The organism is Pantoea sp. BJ2 (assembly GCF_040255075.1).
GTDB lineage: Bacteria > Pseudomonadota > Gammaproteobacteria > Enterobacterales > Enterobacteriaceae > Pantoea > Pantoea leporis.
This window is the reverse complement of the sequence record NZ_CP158292.1, coordinates 279,824-297,446: the sequence shown is the minus strand read 5'-3', so window position 1 is coordinate 297,446 and position 17,623 is coordinate 279,824. Positions and strand designations below refer to the sequence as shown.

Here is a 17,623-nt window from a genome sequence, read left to right as displayed (position 1 = left end):
CCAGTCATACTGGCACAACTTGCAGGTGATCAAAAGTCAGCTCAGATGAGACATTTTCAGCTATTGCCGATGACAGGTCTGACCAGAAAGTCAGCGTTTGCATTAATGCGGTTAAAAACGAAAATGGTTTCCAGCATTGATGCGAATTGGAGACGTTATGGCAACCCCTGCGCCCGTGAAACGCGGCAAGAAACCGCGTGCGACAACGGCTACCACCAGCGCGCCCGTCGGCGGGCAAGTACAATCTTTGACGCGTGGTCTGCGCCTGCTGGAGCTGATTGCCGAATCCCACGGCAGCGTGGCGCTGACCGAACTGGCACAACAGGCCGGTTTACCCAACTCCACCACTCATCGCCTGCTCTCCACCATGCAACAGCAGGGTTTTGTGCATCAGGTGGGCGACTTAGGTTTGTGGACCATTGGTTCGCACGCGTTTGTGGTCGGCAGCAGTTTCCTGCAGAGCCGCAATCTGCTGGCGATTGTGCATCCGCTGCTGCGCAAGCTGATGGAAGACGCCGGCGAGACGGTGAATCTGGCGGTGCTGGATCTCAGCGATTATCAGGCGGTGATCATCGATCAGGTGCAGTGTACGCAGCTGATGCGCATGTCCGCGCCGATTGGCGGCAAGCTGCCGATGCATGCATCCGGCGCCGGCAAAGCGTTTCTGGCGCATCTGAGCGATGAGCAAGTTACCGCGCTGCTGCATCAAAAAGGGCTGCATCACTACACGCCGAAAACGCTGATGTCGCCGCACAGCCTGAAGGAGAATCTGGCGCTGATTCGTAAGATGGGCTTTTCGCACGATGATGAAGAGCACGCGCTGGGTCTGCGCTGCGTTGCGGCACCGATTTATGACGAACATGGCGAACCCTTCGCCGCCATCTCAATCTCCGGCCCGATTGCGCGCATGACTGACGACCGCATCACCGAGCTGGGTGCGCTGGTGATCCGCGCCGCGAAGCTGGTGACCCAAACCTATTCTGGCCGCTAAGCGGTCACCGACGCATAGCGCGCGCTGAAACGCTGGCTGGCGCGCCACGCAATGACCTCTTCAATATGCCCTTCGCGGATGCGCGTTTGCAGCGCGCGCCACCAGTTGGGATCAAACAGCTGCGGATGCAGCGCCTGCAGCAGTTTGCCGGTCGAGGGTTCGCTGCACAGCGCATAGCGGAAGGTTTCCGGGAACACATCATCCGGCCCGACGCTGTACCACGGCTCGGCCTGCAGCTCATCTTCCTCATAGCGCGCCTGCGGCACATCGCGGAACACCAGTTCGGTCATCGGGCGGATTTCGTCGTAATCGTAAAACACCACGCGGCCATGACGCGTCATACCAAAGTTTTTGTACAGCATGTCGCCGGGGAAAATATTTGCCGCCGCCAGCTGACGAATCGCATCACCATATTCGCCAATCGCGTGCTGCCGCTGTTCCGGCGAAGCCTGAGCCAGCCACAGATTAAGCGGCTCCATGCGGCGCTCCAGCCACAAATGGCGGATGATCACCACATCGTCGCGCAGCTCGAGCTTTTCCGGGATATCGCGCTCAAACTCCGCCATCAGCTCGGCCGGAATACGCGCGCGCGGTAACGCAAAGTGCTCAAACTCCTGCGTATCCGCCATGCGGCCCACGCGATCGTGCTCTTTGACCATGCGATAGCAGTCGCGCACCTGCGCATCGGTGACCTCTTTTTGCGGTGCGAAGCGGTCTTTGATCACCTTAAATACGCGATCAAAACCCGGCAGCGTGAACACCATCATTACCATGCCGCGAATGCCGGGTGCGACGGTGAAATCTTCCTGACTGTGCGCCAGATAGTGCAGGTATTCACGGTAGCATTCGGTTTTACCGTGCTTCTGACAGCCAATCGCCATGTAGCGCTCTGCCACGGTTTTTCCCGGCAGAATCGGTTGCAGCCACGCCACCAGCGCGGCAGGCACCGGCGCGTACACCATGAAATAGGCGCGGGCAAAACCAAACACGATGCTGGCATCATCGCTGTCGGTGAGACAGGTATCGATCCATAAACGGCCAGCATCATCGCGCTGAATCGGCAGCAAACAGGGCACCATGCCATCACTCAGCTGCAGGCGCGCCACAATCCACGCGGTTTTGTTGCGGTAAAACAGTTCGCTGGCGACATCCAGCGTCGCCGTCGCCAGCTGTGTGGCACCAAACTGCTCGTGCAGATGGCGCACAATCCAGCCGATATCGCGCGTTTGATCCTGCCATGTTAGACGCAGCGGAATGTCATTCAGCACCTGACGCAGTGTTTCCTGCCAATTCTGCTTCGGACGATAGAGGCGCGACAGCGGGCGCGGCGCAACCGGTGCAGGCGCATAGGGCTGCGACGGCAAGATAAACAGACGCTCGGGCGACAAATGGCTGTGGCCCTGCAGGCGACAATAGACCGAATTGAAGAAGCTTTCGGCGATTTCATGGCGCGGATAGCCGGGCAGCAAGGTTTCGTAATGGCTTTTCACCCGTAGCCAGAACGCGTCATCCCAGTCCGAAGTGTCATTGAGAATGCGCAGCTGGTTGGTGACCAGGCCAACATGGTGATCGTAAAGATGGATACGCGCTTTCATTGACTGCTGCACCGCGTGCCAGTCGGCCTGCTCGAAGCGCTGTTGCGCACCGGCGGTGATATCCAGAAAGCGGCCATACTGCGCGTCAAAACCTTGCAGAATGGTGTGGGCAATCAGCGATTCTCTCGGCGTCATCGGCAACGCTCCTTTAGCGGTAAGTGGTCGCCATTGAATGGCGACCTTACAACGGCTTCAGAATTGTGCGGCTTCGGTGGAGCCGGTCAGCGCGGTCACGGAGGATTGTCCGCCCTGGATGACGTTGGTAACGCGATCAAAATAGCCGGTGCCCACTTCCTGCTGATGCGATGAAAAGGTGTAACCCTTATCGCGCGCCGCAAACTCCGGCTGCTGCACTTTCTCCACGTAATGGCGCATGCCTTCGCCCTGTGCATAGGCGTGCGCCAGGTCAAACATGTTGAACCACATGCTGTGAATTCCGGCGAGCGTAATGAACTGGAAGCGATAGCCCATTTCGCTCAGCGCCTGCTGGAAACGGGCGATAGTGCGATCGTCAAGGTTCTTCTTCCAGTTGAACGAAGGCGAGCAGTTGTAAGCCAGCAGCTTGCCGGGATACTGCGCGTGAATCGCGTCGGCAAAGCGCTGCGCCATCTCCAGATCTGGCGTTGAGGTTTCGCACCACAGCACATCGGCATAAGGCGCATACGCTAGCCCGCGGCTGATCGCCTGTTCAATCCCGGCACGCGTGCGGAAGAAGCCTTCCGAGGTGCGCTCGCCGGTGATAAACGCCGCATCGCGCGGGTCGCAATCTGAGGTGATCAGATCGGCGGCATCCGCATCGGTGCGCGCCAGCAACACCGTCGGTACGTTCATGACGTCCGCGGCCAGACGCGCCGCCACCAGTTTCTGAATCGCTTCCTGCGTTGGGACTAATACCTTGCCACCCATGTGGCCGCACTTCTTCACCGCCGCCAGTTGGTCTTCAAAATGCACCGCGCCGGCACCGGCCTGAATCATCGATTTCATCAGCTCGAACGCATTGAGCACGCCGCCAAAGCCCGCTTCCGCATCGGCGACAATCGGCAGGAAGTAATCAATAAAATCACTGTCTTCTGGCGATACGCCGCTGGCCCACTGAATTTGATCGGCTCGCTGGAAGCTCTGATTAATCCGCTCCACCACATTTGGCACCGAATTCACCGGATACAGCGATTGGTCGGGATACATCTGCCCGGCCAGGTTAGCATCTGCCGCCACCTGCCAGCCGGAGAGGTAAATCGCCTCTATGCCGGCTTTCGCCTGCTGCACCGCTTGTCCGCCGGTCAACGCGCCGAGGCTGTTGATGTAGCCTTTGCTCGATTCACCATTCAGCAGCGACCAGAGTTTGGTGGCACCGCGCTCCGCCAGCGTGCAGGCGGGATTGACCGAACCGCGCAGATTGACCACATCCTCCGCACTGTACGGACGAGTAATTCCCTGCCAGCGCGCATCATTCCAGCTCGATTCCAGTTGTTTGATCTGTTGCGTACGATTCATCGTCATATCTCCAGGTTCAAGGCAGCAGGCGGTAGCCCGGCAGAGTGAGGAAGGAAACCAGTTCGTCATCGGTGGTAATTTGCGCCATCAGCGCGGCGGCATCGTCGAAGCGTCCATTTTGAAAACGTTCTGCGCCAACGGTTTGCTGCAAGGTGGCCAGCTCTTCCTCCAGCAGCCGTTCAAACAGCGCCACCGTGACCGGCTGGCCATCGCTGAGAATTTGTTTGTGATGAATCCATTGCCAGATGGAGGTGCGGGCGATTTCAGCGGTGGCGGCATCTTCCATCAACCCATCAATCGGAACGCAGCCGTTGCCGCTGATCCAGGCTTCCAGATATTGCAGCGCCACGCGGATATTGGCGCGCATGCCGGCTTCAGTACGCTTGCCGCGACAGGGCGCCAGCAGACGTTCGGCGGTGATTGGCGCATCCTGCTCACGCGTGATGTGCAGTTGGTTGGGCTGATCGCCCAGCCGACGGTCAAACTCCTCCATCGCGATATCAGCCAGGCCGGGATGCGCCACCCAGGTTCCGTCGTGACCGTTGCCCGCTTCTCGCGCTTTATCTTCCTGCACCTTTTGCGTCACCCATACATTGCGCTCCGCGTCTTTGCTCGGAATCAGCGCCGACATACCGCCCATCGCCAGCGCACCACGACGATGACAGGTTCGAATCAGCAGGCGTGAATAGGCATCGAGGAATGGCTGATCCATGCTGATTTGCTGGCGATCCGGCAGGATACGATCGGGATGCTGGCCCAGCGTTTTGATGTAGCTGAAGATGTAATCCCAACGGCCACAGTTCAGGCCAACGACGTGATCGCGCAGTTCCCACAGGATCTCATCCATCTGGAATACCGCCGGCAGCGTTTCGATCAATACCGTGGCTTTGATGGTGCCGCGCGGCAGATCGAAGCGATCTTCACTGAAGCGGAAGATCTCACGCCACCACGCCACTTCAGCGGCATGCTCGGTTTTCGGCAGATAGAACCATGGCGCGTGGCCCTTCTCCAGCAGCGCTTCAACGTTGTGGAAAAAGTAGAGCGCAAAGTCGAACAATCCGCCGGGAATGGCCCGATCGCGCCACTCCACATGCTTTTCATTCAGATGCAGACCGCGCACCCGACACATCAGCAGCGCCGGATTGGCGCGCAGCTGGTAGATCTTGCCGGTTTCACTGGTGAAGCTCAGCGTGCCATTGACGGCATCGCGCAGTGTTAATTGTCCGTCGATCAGCTTCTGCCAGGTTGGCGCCAGTGAATCTTCAAAATCGGCCATGAAGACGTTGACGTTCGCGTTGAGCGCGTTGATCACCATTTTGCGATCCGGCGGCCCGGTGATCTCTACGCGACGATCCTGAAGCAGCTGCGGAATAGGACGAACTTGCCACGCATTTTCACGAATGGAAGCGGTTTCCGAATCAAAGCCGGGTAACTCACCCTGATCGTAACGCTTCTGTCGTTGCTGGCGTGCTTTCAGCAGGCGTTCGCGCTCTGGTGCAAAGCGCACCACTAATGCGTGTATAAAGTCGATTGCTTCTGGGGTAAGCAGCTGCTTTTCCTCGTGGGTAAAGGGCTGGCTGAAGGTTAGCGTATTGCTGATAACCGAGTCTGTCATGCGGGCTGCCTCCTGAGGTGATCCATCGTTTAACGATCGGATCCGGATGTAGGGTGTTTTATAACCTGCAAGATCAGAGCATAATGATTTTTATTTTAATTTCAAAAACTATTTCCATTTTAATGTTTATGTTAATTTATCAGATTGATATTTATGTAATTTAATCTCTCGAATTAAAGGCAATAACTTCCACTGGTGAATTGAAGGCAAAAAAAAAGCCGCGATAGCTTTCGGCTAGCGCGGCAGGATCAAACGAGGTGTTTGATCTATTCGAGTGTTGGATTCATCCGGCGCAGATCGAACGGCGTGATCTGGTAAACGTAGTAGTTCAGCCAGTTGGAGAACAGCAGGTTGCCGTGGCTGCGCCAGGTGGCGCGCGGTGGCAGCTCTGGGTTGTCGTGCGGGAAGTAATTGAACGGCACGTCCGGCTGCAGGCCAGCATCGTAATCGCGATGATACTCACCCGAGAGCGTCAGGGCATCGTACTCAGGGTGGCCGGTGACAAACGCCAGGCGCTTGTCTTTGCTCGCCATCAGATATGCGCCGGTGGATTCCGATTCGGCAAATAGCTCGAGATCGGTGTAATCGCGGATCAGCTGGCTCGGAAAATCAGCATAGCGTGAATGCGGGGCCAGGAAATTGTCGTCAAAACCGCGCGTTAGTAAGGCGTGGGGATGCAGGATTTGGTGCTCATAAACACCGGACAATTTGTTCTGCCGCGTCTGCTTAGGAATGCCATACAGAATGTTGAGTGCCGCCTGAACCGCCCAACAGACAAAGAGCGTGGAGGTGACGTGTTCATTCGCCCAATGCAGTACGCGCTGAATCTGCGGCCAGTAAGCGACATCATTGAAATCGACCAATCCCAGCGGCGCGCCGGTCACAATCAGTCCATCGAAGTTATCGTTTTGGATGTCTTCGAAGTTGCAGTAGAAGTTGTTCAGATGCTCTGTCGGCGTGTTGCGCGACTCGCGGCTATCAATGCGCAGCAGCTGCACATCAATCTGCAACGGTGAGTTAGAGAGCAGACGCAGGAACTGATTTTCTGTCTCAATCTTCTTTGGCATCAGGTTAAGAATCAGCACTTTTAGCGGACGGATCTCCTGAACACTGGCGCGCGACGACGTCATGACAAAGACGTTTTCATCACGCAAAAAATTCACTGCCGGTAATTCGTCGGGAATCCTGATTGGCATAACCTACTCACCTCTTACTGATAACCGTATAAACGTTTAGACATCCAGATGCCCGACATTAGCTTGTTATGTCGAGAATGTCGAGTCTTCATGCGGTTTATGAAAATGTTTCAGCTTTAGATGGGATTTGGGATAAGTCGTGGCGTATTTATGCTGGATCAGCTTCTTGAAATGAAAGTTTGAGGTGAGATTTGCGTGATTTTCATACACTGAATCGCTCTATTCTATGCGATTTTAGCTGATCTCAGACGTAAAAAAGCCCCGGACTTTCGTCCGGGGCTTCTTCACTTATTTGATGCCTGGCAGTTCCCTACTCTCGCATGGGGAGGCCCCACACTACCATCGGCGCTACGGCGTTTCACTTCTGAGTTCGGCATGGGGTCAGGTGGGACCACCGCGCTAAAGCCGCCAGGCAAATTCTGTTTCGTCCGCTGCCCCCTCTCAGGCGCCGCAGACCAGTCCGTAAACAAGCTGAAAATCCGGTCTCTCAGACCAAAACGCCTCTGGCGTTGTAAGGTTAAGCCTCACGGGTCATTAGTACCGGTTAGCTCAACGCATCGCTGCGCTTACACACCCGGCCTATCAACGTCGTAGTCTTCAACGTCCCTTCAGGACCCTCAAGGGGTCAGGGAGAACTCATCTCGGGGCAAGTTTCGTGCTTAGATGCTTTCAGCACTTATCTTTTCCGCACTTAGCTACCGGGCAGTGCCATTGGCATGACAACCCGAACACCAGTGGTGCGTTCACTCCGGTCCTCTCGTACTAGGAGCAACCCCCCTCAATTCTCCAGCGCCCACGGCAGATAGGGACCGAACTGTCTCACGACGTTCTAAACCCAGCTCGCGTACCACTTTAAACGGCGAACAGCCGTACCCTTGGGACCTACTTCAGCCCCAGGATGTGATGAGCCGACATCGAGGTGCCAAACACCGCCGTCGATATGAACTCTTGGGCGGTATCAGCCTGTTATCCCCGGAGTACCTTTTATCCGTTGAGCGATGGCCCTTCCATTCAGAACCACCGGATCACTATGACCTGCTTTCGCACCTGCTCGAGCCGTCACTCTCGCAGTCAAGCTGGCTTATGCCATTGCACTAACCTCCTGATGTCCGACCAGGATTAGCCAACCTTCGTGCTCCTCCGTTACTCTTTGGGAGGAGACCGCCCCAGTCAAACTACCCACCAGACACTGTCCGCAGCCCGGATTACGGGCCTACGTTAGAACATCAAACATTAAAGGGTGGTATTTCAAGGTTGGCTCCACGCAGACTGGCGTCCACGCTTCAAAGCCTCCCACCTATCCTACACATCAAGGCTCAATGTTCAGTGTCAAGCTATAGTAAAGGTTCACGGGGTCTTTCCGTCTTGCCGCGGGTACACTGCATCTTCACAGCGATTTCAATTTCACTGAGTCTCGGGTGGAGACAGCCTGGCCATCATTACGCCATTCGTGCAGGTCGGAACTTACCCGACAAGGAATTTCGCTACCTTAGGACCGTTATAGTTACGGCCGCCGTTTACCGGGGCTTCGATCAAGAGCTTCTCCTTGCGGATAACCCCATCAATTAACCTTCCGGCACCGGGCAGGCGTCACACCGTATACGTCCACTTTCGTGTTTGCACAGTGCTGTGTTTTTAATAAACAGTTGCAGCCAGCTGGTATCTTCGACTGCCTTCAGCTCCATCCGCGAGGGACTTCACCTACCGACAGCGTGCCTTCTCCCGAAGTTACGGCACCATTTTGCCTAGTTCCTTCACCCGAGTTCTCTCAAGCGCCTTGGTATTCTCTACCTGACCACCTGTGTCGGTTTGGGGTACGATTTCGTGTTACCTGGAGCTTAGAGGCTTTTCCTGGAAGCAGGGCATCAGTTACTTCACCACCGTGGTGGCTCGTCGTCACGCCTCAGCCTTAAGATACCCCGGATTTACCAAAGGTATCAGCCTACACGCTTAAACCGGGACAACCGTCGCCCGGATAACCTAGCCTTCTCCGTCCCCCCTTCGCAGTAACACCAAGTGCAGGAATATTAACCTGCTTCCCATCGACTACGCTTTTCAGCCTCGCCTTAGGGGTCGACTCACCCTGCTCCGATTAACGTTGAACAGGAACCCTTGGTCTTCCGGCGAGCGGGCTTTTCACCCGCTTTATCGTTACTTATGTCAGCATTCGCACTTCTGATACCTCCAGCATGCCTCACAGCACACCTTCAACGGCTTACAGAACGCTCCCCTACCCAACAACACATAGTGTCGCTGCCGCAGCTTCGGTGCATGGTTTAGCCCCGTTACATCTTCCGCGCAGGCCGACTCGACCAGTGAGCTATTACGCTTTCTTTAAATGATGGCTGCTTCTAAGCCAACATCCTGGCTGTCTGTGCCTTCCCACATCGTTTCCCACTTAACCATGACTTTGGGACCTTAGCTGGCGGTCTGGGTTGTTTCCCTCTTCACGACGGACGTTAGCACCCGCCGTGTGTCTCCCGTGATAACATTCTCCGGTATTCGCAGTTTGCATCGGGTTGGTAAGCCGGGATGGCCCCCTAGCCGAAACAGTGCTCTACCCCCGGAGATGAGTTCACGAGGCGCTACCTAAATAGCTTTCGGGGAGAACCAGCTATCTCCCGGTTTGATTGGCCTTTCACCCCCAGCCACAAGTCATCCGCTAATTTTTCAACATTAGTCGGTTCGGTCCTCCAGTTAGTGTTACCCAACCTTCAACCTGCCCATGGCTAGATCACCGGGTTTCGGGTCTATACCCTGCAACTTAACGCCCAGTTAAGACTCGGTTTCCCTGCGGCTCCCCTATACGGTTAACCTTGCTACAGAATATAAGTCGCTGACCCATTATACAAAAGGTACGCAGTCACCCCATTAAAGAGGCTCCCACTGCTTGTACGTACACGGTTTCAGGTTCTGTTTCACTCCCCTCGCCGGGGTTCTTTTCGCCTTTCCCTCACGGTACTGGTTCACTATCGGTCAGTCAGGAGTATTTAGCCTTGGAGGATGGTCCCCCCATATTCAGACAGGATACCACGTGTCCCGCCCTACTCTTCGAACTCACAATCTGTGCACTTTCGTGTACGGGACTATCACCCGGTATCGTGCGACTTTCCAGACGCTTCCACTAACGCACAAACTGATTCAGGTTCTGGGCTGTTCCCCGTTCGCTCGCCGCTACTGGGGGAATCTCGGTTGATTTCTTTTCCTCCGGGTACTTAGATGTTTCAGTTCCCCGGGTTCGCCTCGCAACACTATGTATTCATGTTGCGATGATGCACTGGGTGCACCGGGTTTCCCCATTCGGACATCGTCGGCTGTAGCGGTTCATATCACCTTACCGACGCTTTACGCAGATTAGCACGTCCTTCATCGCCTCTGACTGCCAGGGCATCCACCGTGTACGCTTAGTCGCTTAACCTCACAACCCACAGGCGTTTTGCAACGCGCGCAGACTGCAAGCATTTGAGAGACTCGAACGCGCTGTTATTCATTTCTTATTACGGAGAAATGAACCAACGCGTCGTTTCAATTTTCAGCTTGTTCCGGATTGTTAAAGAGCAGTATCTCAGACGCAGCTCGTAAGCTTCGTTTGAGATACGTCGTGGAGACACCTTTCACCTGTCACCAAGCAAGTGGCGTCCCCTAGGGGATTCGAACCCCTGTTGCCGCCGTGAAAGGGCGGAGTCCTAACCGCTAGACGAAGGGGACACGATAGTGTCACGACTTCGCAGCCGTCTTGCTCATTACTTTCTATCAGACAATCTGTGTGAGCACTTCGCGGGAAGGTATCTTCAGGTAAGGAGGTGATCCAACCGCAGGTTCCCCTACGGTTACCTTGTTACGACTTCACCCCAGTCATGAATCACAAAGTGGTAAGCGCCCTCCCGAAGGTTAAGCTACCTACTTCTTTTGCAACCCACTCCCATGGTGTGACGGGCGGTGTGTACAAGGCCCGGGAACGTATTCACCGTAGCATTCTGATCTACGATTACTAGCGATTCCGACTTCACGGAGTCGAGTTGCAGACTCCGATCCGGACTACGACGCACTTTATGAGGTCCGCTTGCTCTCGCGAGGTCGCTTCTCTTTGTATGCGCCATTGTAGCACGTGTGTAGCCCTACTCGTAAGGGCCATGATGACTTGACGTCATCCCCACCTTCCTCCAGTTTATCACTGGCAGTCTCCTTTGAGTTCCCGGCCGAACCGCTGGCAACAAAGGATAAGGGTTGCGCTCGTTGCGGGACTTAACCCAACATTTCACAACACGAGCTGACGACAGCCATGCAGCACCTGTCTCAGAGTTCCCGAAGGCACCAAAGCATCTCTGCTAAGTTCTCTGGATGTCAAGAGTAGGTAAGGTTCTTCGCGTTGCATCGAATTAAACCACATGCTCCACCGCTTGTGCGGGCCCCCGTCAATTCATTTGAGTTTTAACCTTGCGGCCGTACTCCCCAGGCGGTCGACTTAACGCGTTAGCTCCGGAAGCCACTCCTCAAGGGAACAACCTCCAAGTCGACATCGTTTACGGCGTGGACTACCAGGGTATCTAATCCTGTTTGCTCCCCACGCTTTCGCACCTGAGCGTCAGTCTTTGTCCAGGGGGCCGCCTTCGCCACCGGTATTCCTCCAGATCTCTACGCATTTCACCGCTACACCTGGAATTCTACCCCCCTCTACAAGACTCCAGCCTGCCAGTTTCGAATGCAGTTCCCAGGTTAAGCCCGGGGATTTCACATCCGACTTGACAGACCGCCTGCGTGCGCTTTACGCCCAGTAATTCCGATTAACGCTTGCACCCTCCGTATTACCGCGGCTGCTGGCACGGAGTTAGCCGGTGCTTCTTCTGCGGGTAACGTCAATCGGTGAAGCTATTAACTTCACCGCCTTCCTCCCCGCTGAAAGTACTTTACAACCCGAAGGCCTTCTTCATACACGCGGCATGGCTGCATCAGGCTTGCGCCCATTGTGCAATATTCCCCACTGCTGCCTCCCGTAGGAGTCTGGACCGTGTCTCAGTTCCAGTGTGGCTGGTCATCCTCTCAGACCAGCTAGGGATCGTCGCCTAGGTGAGCCATTACCCCACCTACTAGCTAATCCCATCTGGGCACATCCGATGGTGTGAGGCCCGAAGGTCCCCCACTTTGGTCTTGCGACGTTATGCGGTATTAGCTACCGTTTCCAGTAGTTATCCCCCTCCATCGGGCAGTTTCCCAGACGTTACTCACCCGTCCGCCACTCGTCACCCGAGAGCAAGCTCTCTGTGCTACCGTTCGACTTGCATGTGTTAGGCCTGCCGCCAGCGTTCAATCTGAGCCATGATCAAACTCTTCAATTTAAGTTTGATTTGCTGAAACGAGTTCAGCGGTGCTCATCTGTAAAACGTCATAATGAATTTCATTATGTGTTCACTCGTGAGGCTTTGATATTTTTTTGCGTCCGGAGACGCGGATATCAATCCTGCGAGTGCCCACACAGATTGTCTGATAAATTGTTAAAGAGCGTTGCGAACAGCGGCTGAACCGTCTGTCGCGAGGTGGCGTATACTACGCTACTCTCCTTCGGAGTCAAACACTTTTTTCAGCGTTTTCATCCGGCGGAAGTTCTTATCGAATCTTCCTCACCAACACCGCACTTCGTAAACCGTTGTGCCGTGTTGATGGATGCGCATTATAGGGAGTTGTTCTCAGCACGCAACCGCTAAATTCAATAAAAACAACCGTTCGCTGCATTCCACAGCAAAACCCCGCCTTATACGCAGTTACACACAGTGTTATCCACACTCTGCCGCACAAATGAATTTAGGCGAGCATCACGCAAACGTTTTCGCTACAATGCCCGGCGACGTCAAGGATGCCCCTTTTGGGGCGTTACATGAGGCAAGCGTTTCCTTCTATATAGAAGAGAGACACTAAGCTTGATGTAACGCTCTTTATTACGCGAAACAAAGCCAAGGGATAAAACCACCATGCAACAACGTCGTCCTGTACGCCGCGCTCTACTCAGTGTCTCTGACAAAGCCGGTATCCTCGAATTTGCTCAGGCACTCTCCAGCCGTGGTGTTGAGCTGCTCTCCACAGGCGGTACAGCACGTCTGCTGGCAGATGCGGGCTTGCCCGTCACCGAAGTTTCTGACTACACCGGTTTCCCGGAAATGATGGATGGACGCGTCAAAACGCTGCACCCGAAAGTGCATGGCGGCATTTTGGGTCGTCGTGGTCAGGATGATGCGATCATGGCTGAACACGCCATCAACCCAATCGACATGGTGGTCGTCAACCTCTATCCCTTCGCACAAACCGTTGCCAAACCTGATTGCTCATTAGCTGACGCGGTTGAGAACATCGATATCGGTGGCCCAACCATGGTTCGCTCAGCGGCGAAGAACCACAAAGACGTGGCGATCGTGGTGAAGAGCAGCGATTACGAAGCGATCATTGCCGAGCTGGATGCCAACGAAAACTCGCTCACGCTGGAAACACGTTTCGATCTGGCCATCAAAGCTTTCGAACACACTGCCGCCTACGACAGCATGATCGCCAACTACTTCGGTAGCCTGGTGCCGGCTTATCACAGCGACAGCAAAGAACCGGCTGGCCGCTTCCCGCGCACGCTGAACCTCAACTTCATTAAGAAGCAGGATATGCGTTACGGCGAGAACAGCCATCAAGATGCTGCCTTCTATATAGAAGAGAATGTTGCTGAAGCTTCAGTGGCCACTGCGCGGCAGGTTCAGGGCAAAGCGCTCTCATACAACAATATCGCCGATACCGATGCCGCACTTGAATGCGTGAAAGAGTTCGACGAAGCCGCTTGTGTGATCGTCAAACACGCTAACCCATGCGGCGTGGCAGTTGGCGGTTCGATTCTTGACGCTTACGAGCGTGCCTACAAAACCGATCCGACTTCCGCTTTCGGTGGCATCATCGCCTTTAACCGCGAGCTGGACGAAGCCACCGCGCAGGCGATCATCAGCCGTCAGTTTGTTGAAGTGATCATCGCGCCATCCGCCAGCGAAGCGGCACTGAAAATTACCGCGGCCAAGCAGAACGTGCGCGTTCTGGTGTGTGGTCAGTGGCAAGGTCGCGTTGCGGCGCTGGATTTCAAACGCGTTAACGGCGGCGTACTGGTTCAGGATCGCGATTTGGGCATGGTCAACGCCAGCCAGCTGCGCGTTGTCAGCAAACGTCAGCCAACTGAGCAGGAAATGCGTGATGCGCTGTTCTGCTGGAAAGTGGCGAAGTTCGTTAAATCCAACGCCATCGTCTACGCACGTGACAACATGACCATCGGCATTGGCGCCGGCCAGATGAGCCGCGTTTACTCGGCCAAAATTGCCGGTATCAAAGCCGGTGACGAAGGTCTGGAAGTGAAAGGCTCCGCGATGGCGTCTGATGCCTTCTTCCCGTTCCGCGACGGTATCGACGCCGCTGCGGCTGTCGGTATCAGTTGCGTGATTCAGCCAGGCGGTTCAATCCGTGATGATGAGGTGATTGCCGCCGCTGATGAGCACGGCATCGCGATGATCTTTACCGACATGCGTCATTTCCGCCATTAATTGTTGGGAGCAGTACAGATGAAAATTTTAGTGATTGGTAATGGCGGACGTGAACACGCGCTGGCATGGAAAGCGGCACAATCGCCACTGGCGGAAACAGTATTTGTCGCGCCTGGCAATGCGGGCACCGCGCTCGAGCCGGCTCTGCAAAACGTGGCAATCAGCGCCACCGACGTTCCCGCGCTACTGGCCTTTGCTCAGCAGGAAAAGATCGATCTGACCATCGTTGGTCCGGAAGCACCGCTGGTGATTGGCGTGGTTGATGCGTTCCGTGCTGCAGGTCTGAAGATCTTTGGCCCAACGCAAGCCGCTGCCCAGCTCGAAGGCTCAAAGGCGTTCACCAAAGATTTCCTGGCACGTCAGCAGATTCCAACCGCCGAATACCAGAACTTCACCGAAGTGGAACCTGCACTGGCGTATCTGCGTGAGAAAGGCGCACCGATCGTGATCAAAGCTGACGGTCTGGCGGCCGGTAAAGGCGTGATCGTGGCGATGGAACTGGCGGAAGCCGAAGCCGCTGTGCAGGACATGCTGGCTGGCAATGCGTTCGGCGATGCTGGTCACCGCATCGTGATTGAAGAGTTCCTCGATGGCGAAGAGGCCAGCTTTATCGTGATGGTCGACGGCAACAACGTGCTGCCGATGGCCACCAGCCAGGATCACAAACGTGTCGGCGATGGCGATACCGGTCCAAATACCGGCGGCATGGGCGCGTATTCTCCGGCGCCCGTGGTAACCGATGAGATCCACCAGCGCGTGATGGATCAGATCATCTGGCCAACCGTCAACGGTATGAAAGCAGAAGGCAACATTTATACCGGCTTCCTGTACGCTGGGTTGATGATCGATAAGGCCGGTCAGCCTAAAGTGATTGAATTTAACTGCCGCTTCGGCGATCCGGAAACTCAGCCGATCATGCTGCGCCTGCAGTCGGATCTGGTGGCGCTGTGTCTGGCGGCGACCGACGGTAAACTGGATCAGCAAACCTCGCAGTGGGATCCGCGTCCCTCTCTCGGCGTGGTGTTAGCGGCGGGTGGTTATCCGGGCGATTACAACACGGGCGATCAGATTCACGGTCTGCCGCTGGAAGAAGTACCGGATGGCAAGGTGTTCCATGCTGGCACCACCATGAAGGACGATCTGGTGGTCACCAACGGTGGTCGCGTACTGTGCGTGACCGCACTAGGCGACGATGTTGCCAATGCGCAGAAGAACGCTTATGCGCTGGCGCAGCATATCTCGTGGGATGGCAGCTTCTGCCGCCGCGATATCGGCTACCGCGCGATTAACCGCAAATAAGTACGCAAAGGGGCACAGCAGCAGGTGCCCCTTCTCTTTTCCACCTGTCAGAAATCACTCTCTTTTGGCTGCCAGCTGCATTCGTCATCCGGCGTAGCACGCAGCAGTTGCACACCTTCCGGCGCTTCCAGCCACGACACCATCAATGGCGCAGCCTGGCTCTGCTGCTGGCGACCTAGCTTATACAGCGTGTCGCGATCAAAGGCCACATTCACCAGCTTGTCATCGCACTCACGCACCTGATTGCCACCCAGCCAATGGCCCTGACGCAGTAATACGCGGCCTGCGAGCAACGCATTGCTCTGATCCAGCATGCGCTGCGCATCGAAGCGATATAGCTCAACGCTATCAGCGCTGACCGCTTCACGTCGCCCCGCCAGCTGGCGCTGCATGAAATTGAGATTGCCCTGATGATCGAAGCGTAAGGTGACATCATCCGGCTGTGCACCCGCGACGCGCCGTTCGACGCTAATCAGCTTCTGCTGCTGCCAATTGTAGTCAGTGGTTTCCATCGCATCGCCATTAAACGGCGTGAAGACCGTACGCAGGTGAACAACTTGATGGTCGCTATTCTTGCGCCAGATGCGCACGGTGCCGCGGTCGGCCAGATAGCCGCTCGCCGTGAAGGCAGGAAGTTCAGGAGTGGAGCTACAGCCCGTCAGCAGCGCACCAAATAACAGGGCGCAAACGCGCTGAGGAATTGAATTCAGCATGGCAGGTCCCGGCAACAAAAAGGGGCGCTAACGCCCCCTCTTTTAAAGCTAAACCGCAATGCGGAAACTTACTTAACAGCGTCTTTCAGAGCTTTGCCTGAAACGAACGCTGGCACGTTAGCTGCTGCAATTTTGATCTCTTTGCCAGTCTGCGGGTTGCGACCGGTACGCTCAGCGCGGTGGTTCACTTTAAAAGTACCAAAACCAACCAGTTGTACAGCATCACCTTCTTTCAGAGACTCAGTGATCGCAGCCAGGGTAGATTCCAGCGCAGTCTTAGCCTGGGTTTTAGACAGGTCAGCTTTCTCTGCGATCACATCAATCAGTTGAGTCTTGTTCATAAGTTATCCTTAAAGTGTATTTATCGCTTGCTAAGCAACGAGTGCGAGGGAAAAGCCATTCTCAGACCTTGTTCAGCCGGCACGCACCGATAGCCACAATTTTCAGCCCCCCAAATGTAGACCAGACTGGGGGCTGATGTGAAGCCTCCAGGCGCGGTAATTCGGGCCTGAAGTCACGTTTTCTTGCCTTATTGCTGAAAAAGTATACCGATGTTACTGATTCCCGCTTCGCGCAGGTCTGCACGCAGGCCTTTAATCAATTCAAGGTCGCGCTCCTCGCACTCTGACAGCAGGCGGAAAATCTCCCACTGCAGGTCCCATTCATCGATGACAGCCTGATTTCCGCGCAGCTCTTCGTCGGTCATTTCGCGACCGGCCTGCGTCATTTCCAGAATCGCCACGGTAGTGATCGATGTACGGCTGACTTCCACGGCGTGCTCCAGCGTTTCGCCGCTGAGCTGTGCATGCAGCAGTTCACTCAAGGCCACGCAGGCATCAATCGCCGGATGTACACCGTAAACGTCAAAATCGTCACCATCCGGAATCGCCGCTTCAAATTTCTCCAGCTGACCGTCGAAATTGATTTTGGCATCTTTGACCGTCAGGCTTTCCCAGATGAGATCGAGGATGCGGCGATAGAGTTGCGGATCGGCGAATGCGGTCTGCTGACAGAAAGCCCAATAGTTGGGGAACATACGCTCGCAAAGGCAGGCCATGAAAGTCATATGCTGCCAGCTTTCAAGCTTCGCCAGACGCAAATGGACGGGATTCTGTAACATCAAACTTACTCTCAATAGGTTAGCTGGCGGCAGTGTACCGCAAA

10 protein-coding genes, 1 tRNA gene and 3 rRNA genes are annotated in these 17,623 nt (G+C 55.2%); 3 read left to right on the top strand and 11 right to left on the bottom strand.

Features of this window, described 5'->3' with window-relative positions:
* Positions 1-157: 157 nt before the first annotated feature.
* On the top strand, positions 158-991 hold the full coding sequence (gene iclR / locus AAF463_RS01305) for a glyoxylate bypass operon transcriptional repressor IclR (RefSeq protein WP_110868115.1): 834 nt from the start codon (positions 158-160) through the stop codon (positions 989-991).
* Here the strand turns inward: iclR and aceK are convergent.
* From aceK to AAF463_RS01265, 8 genes are all read right to left on the bottom strand, one after another.
* Complete coding sequence (gene aceK, locus AAF463_RS01300) at positions 988-2,721, bottom strand: bifunctional isocitrate dehydrogenase kinase/phosphatase (RefSeq protein WP_350261404.1); 1,734 nt, start codon at positions 2,719-2,721, stop codon at positions 988-990. The two genes, iclR and aceK, sit on opposite strands and share 4 nt — an antisense overlap.
* Positions 2,722-2,778: 57 nt before the next feature.
* The gene (gene aceA, locus AAF463_RS01295) at positions 2,779-4,080 is read right to left on the bottom strand and encodes an isocitrate lyase (protein WP_101763124.1); all 1,302 of its coding nucleotides are present in this window, start codon (positions 4,078-4,080) and stop codon (positions 2,779-2,781) included.
* Between the two features lie 16 nt (positions 4,081-4,096).
* Positions 4,097-5,695 carry a malate synthase A gene (aceB, locus tag AAF463_RS01290; RefSeq protein WP_101763125.1) on the bottom strand — a complete coding sequence of 533 codons (1,599 nt, stop codon included), beginning with the start codon at positions 5,693-5,695 and terminating at the stop codon, positions 4,097-4,099.
* A gap of 266 nt (positions 5,696-5,961) precedes the next feature.
* Positions 5,962-6,891, bottom strand: a complete 930-nt coding sequence (gene metA / locus AAF463_RS01285; protein ID WP_101763126.1) for a homoserine O-succinyltransferase — start codon at positions 6,889-6,891, stop codon at positions 5,962-5,964.
* A 297-nt stretch (positions 6,892-7,188) separates the two neighbouring features.
* A 5S ribosomal RNA gene (gene rrf, locus AAF463_RS01280) occupies positions 7,189-7,304 on the bottom strand.
* Between the two features lie 100 nt (positions 7,305-7,404).
* A 23S ribosomal RNA gene (locus tag AAF463_RS01275) occupies positions 7,405-10,309 on the bottom strand.
* A 215-nt stretch (positions 10,310-10,524) separates the two neighbouring features.
* A tRNA-Glu gene (locus AAF463_RS01270) sits at positions 10,525-10,599 on the bottom strand.
* Positions 10,600-10,687: 88 nt separating this feature from the next.
* Positions 10,688-12,227 (bottom strand): 16S ribosomal RNA (locus tag AAF463_RS01265).
* The 16S, 23S and 5S rRNA genes sit together here with 1 tRNA gene alongside, the layout of an rRNA operon.
* Positions 12,228-12,857: 630 nt before the next feature.
* Here AAF463_RS01265 and purH point away from each other — a divergent pair.
* The gene (gene purH, locus AAF463_RS01260) at positions 12,858-14,447 is read left to right on the top strand and encodes a bifunctional phosphoribosylaminoimidazolecarboxamide formyltransferase/IMP cyclohydrolase (protein ID WP_101763031.1); all 1,590 of its coding nucleotides are present in this window, start codon (positions 12,858-12,860) and stop codon (positions 14,445-14,447) included.
* Positions 14,448-14,465: 18 nt separating this feature from the next.
* A complete protein-coding gene (purD, locus tag AAF463_RS01255; RefSeq protein ID WP_101763030.1) occupies positions 14,466-15,746 on the top strand; it encodes a phosphoribosylamine--glycine ligase in 1,281 nt (426 codons plus the stop codon).
* 47 nt (positions 15,747-15,793) lie between these two features.
* Here the strand turns inward: purD and AAF463_RS01250 are convergent, their stop codons facing one another.
* The 3 genes from AAF463_RS01250 to AAF463_RS01240 all read right to left on the bottom strand — a co-directional run bounded on the left by AAF463_RS01250 (position 15,794) and on the right by AAF463_RS01240 (position 17,579).
* Positions 15,794-16,459 (bottom strand): DUF1481 domain-containing protein, encoded by a 666-nt coding sequence (locus tag AAF463_RS01250; protein WP_350261403.1) that lies wholly within the window; start codon positions 16,457-16,459, stop codon positions 15,794-15,796.
* A gap of 68 nt (positions 16,460-16,527) precedes the next feature.
* A complete protein-coding gene (gene hupA, locus AAF463_RS01245) occupies positions 16,528-16,800 on the bottom strand; it encodes a nucleoid-associated protein HU-alpha (protein WP_007886275.1) in 273 nt (90 codons plus the stop codon).
* A gap of 188 nt (positions 16,801-16,988) precedes the next feature.
* Entirely contained in the window at positions 16,989-17,579 is a 591-nt protein-coding gene (locus AAF463_RS01240) for a YjaG family protein (protein ID WP_101763028.1), read from the bottom strand.
* Positions 17,580-17,623: the final 44 nt, after the last annotated feature.

What these genes read in the sequence shown, in the direction of transcription:
- iclR (WP_110868115.1), top strand. Translation starts at nt 158, where the DNA reads ATGGCAACCCCTGCGCCCGTGAAACGCGGCAAGAAACCGCGTGCGACA.
- aceK (WP_350261404.1), bottom strand. Translation starts at nt 2,721, where the DNA reads ATGACGCCGAGAGAATCGCTGATTGCCCACACCATTCTGCAAGGTTTT.
- aceA (WP_101763124.1), bottom strand. Translation starts at nt 4,080, where the DNA reads ATGAATCGTACGCAACAGATCAAACAACTGGAATCGAGCTGGAATGAT.
- aceB (WP_101763125.1), bottom strand. Translation starts at nt 5,695, where the DNA reads ATGACAGACTCGGTTATCAGCAATACGCTAACCTTCAGCCAGCCCTTT.
- metA (WP_101763126.1), bottom strand. Translation starts at nt 6,891, where the DNA reads ATGCCAATCAGGATTCCCGACGAATTACCGGCAGTGAATTTTTTGCGT.
- purH (WP_101763031.1), top strand. Translation starts at nt 12,858, where the DNA reads ATGCAACAACGTCGTCCTGTACGCCGCGCTCTACTCAGTGTCTCTGAC.
- purD (WP_101763030.1), top strand. Translation starts at nt 14,466, where the DNA reads ATGAAAATTTTAGTGATTGGTAATGGCGGACGTGAACACGCGCTGGCA.
- AAF463_RS01250 (WP_350261403.1), bottom strand. Translation starts at nt 16,459, where the DNA reads ATGCTGAATTCAATTCCTCAGCGCGTTTGCGCCCTGTTATTTGGTGCG.
- hupA (WP_007886275.1), bottom strand. Translation starts at nt 16,800, where the DNA reads ATGAACAAGACTCAACTGATTGATGTGATCGCAGAGAAAGCTGACCTG.
- AAF463_RS01240 (WP_101763028.1), bottom strand. Translation starts at nt 17,579, where the DNA reads ATGTTACAGAATCCCGTCCATTTGCGTCTGGCGAAGCTTGAAAGCTGG.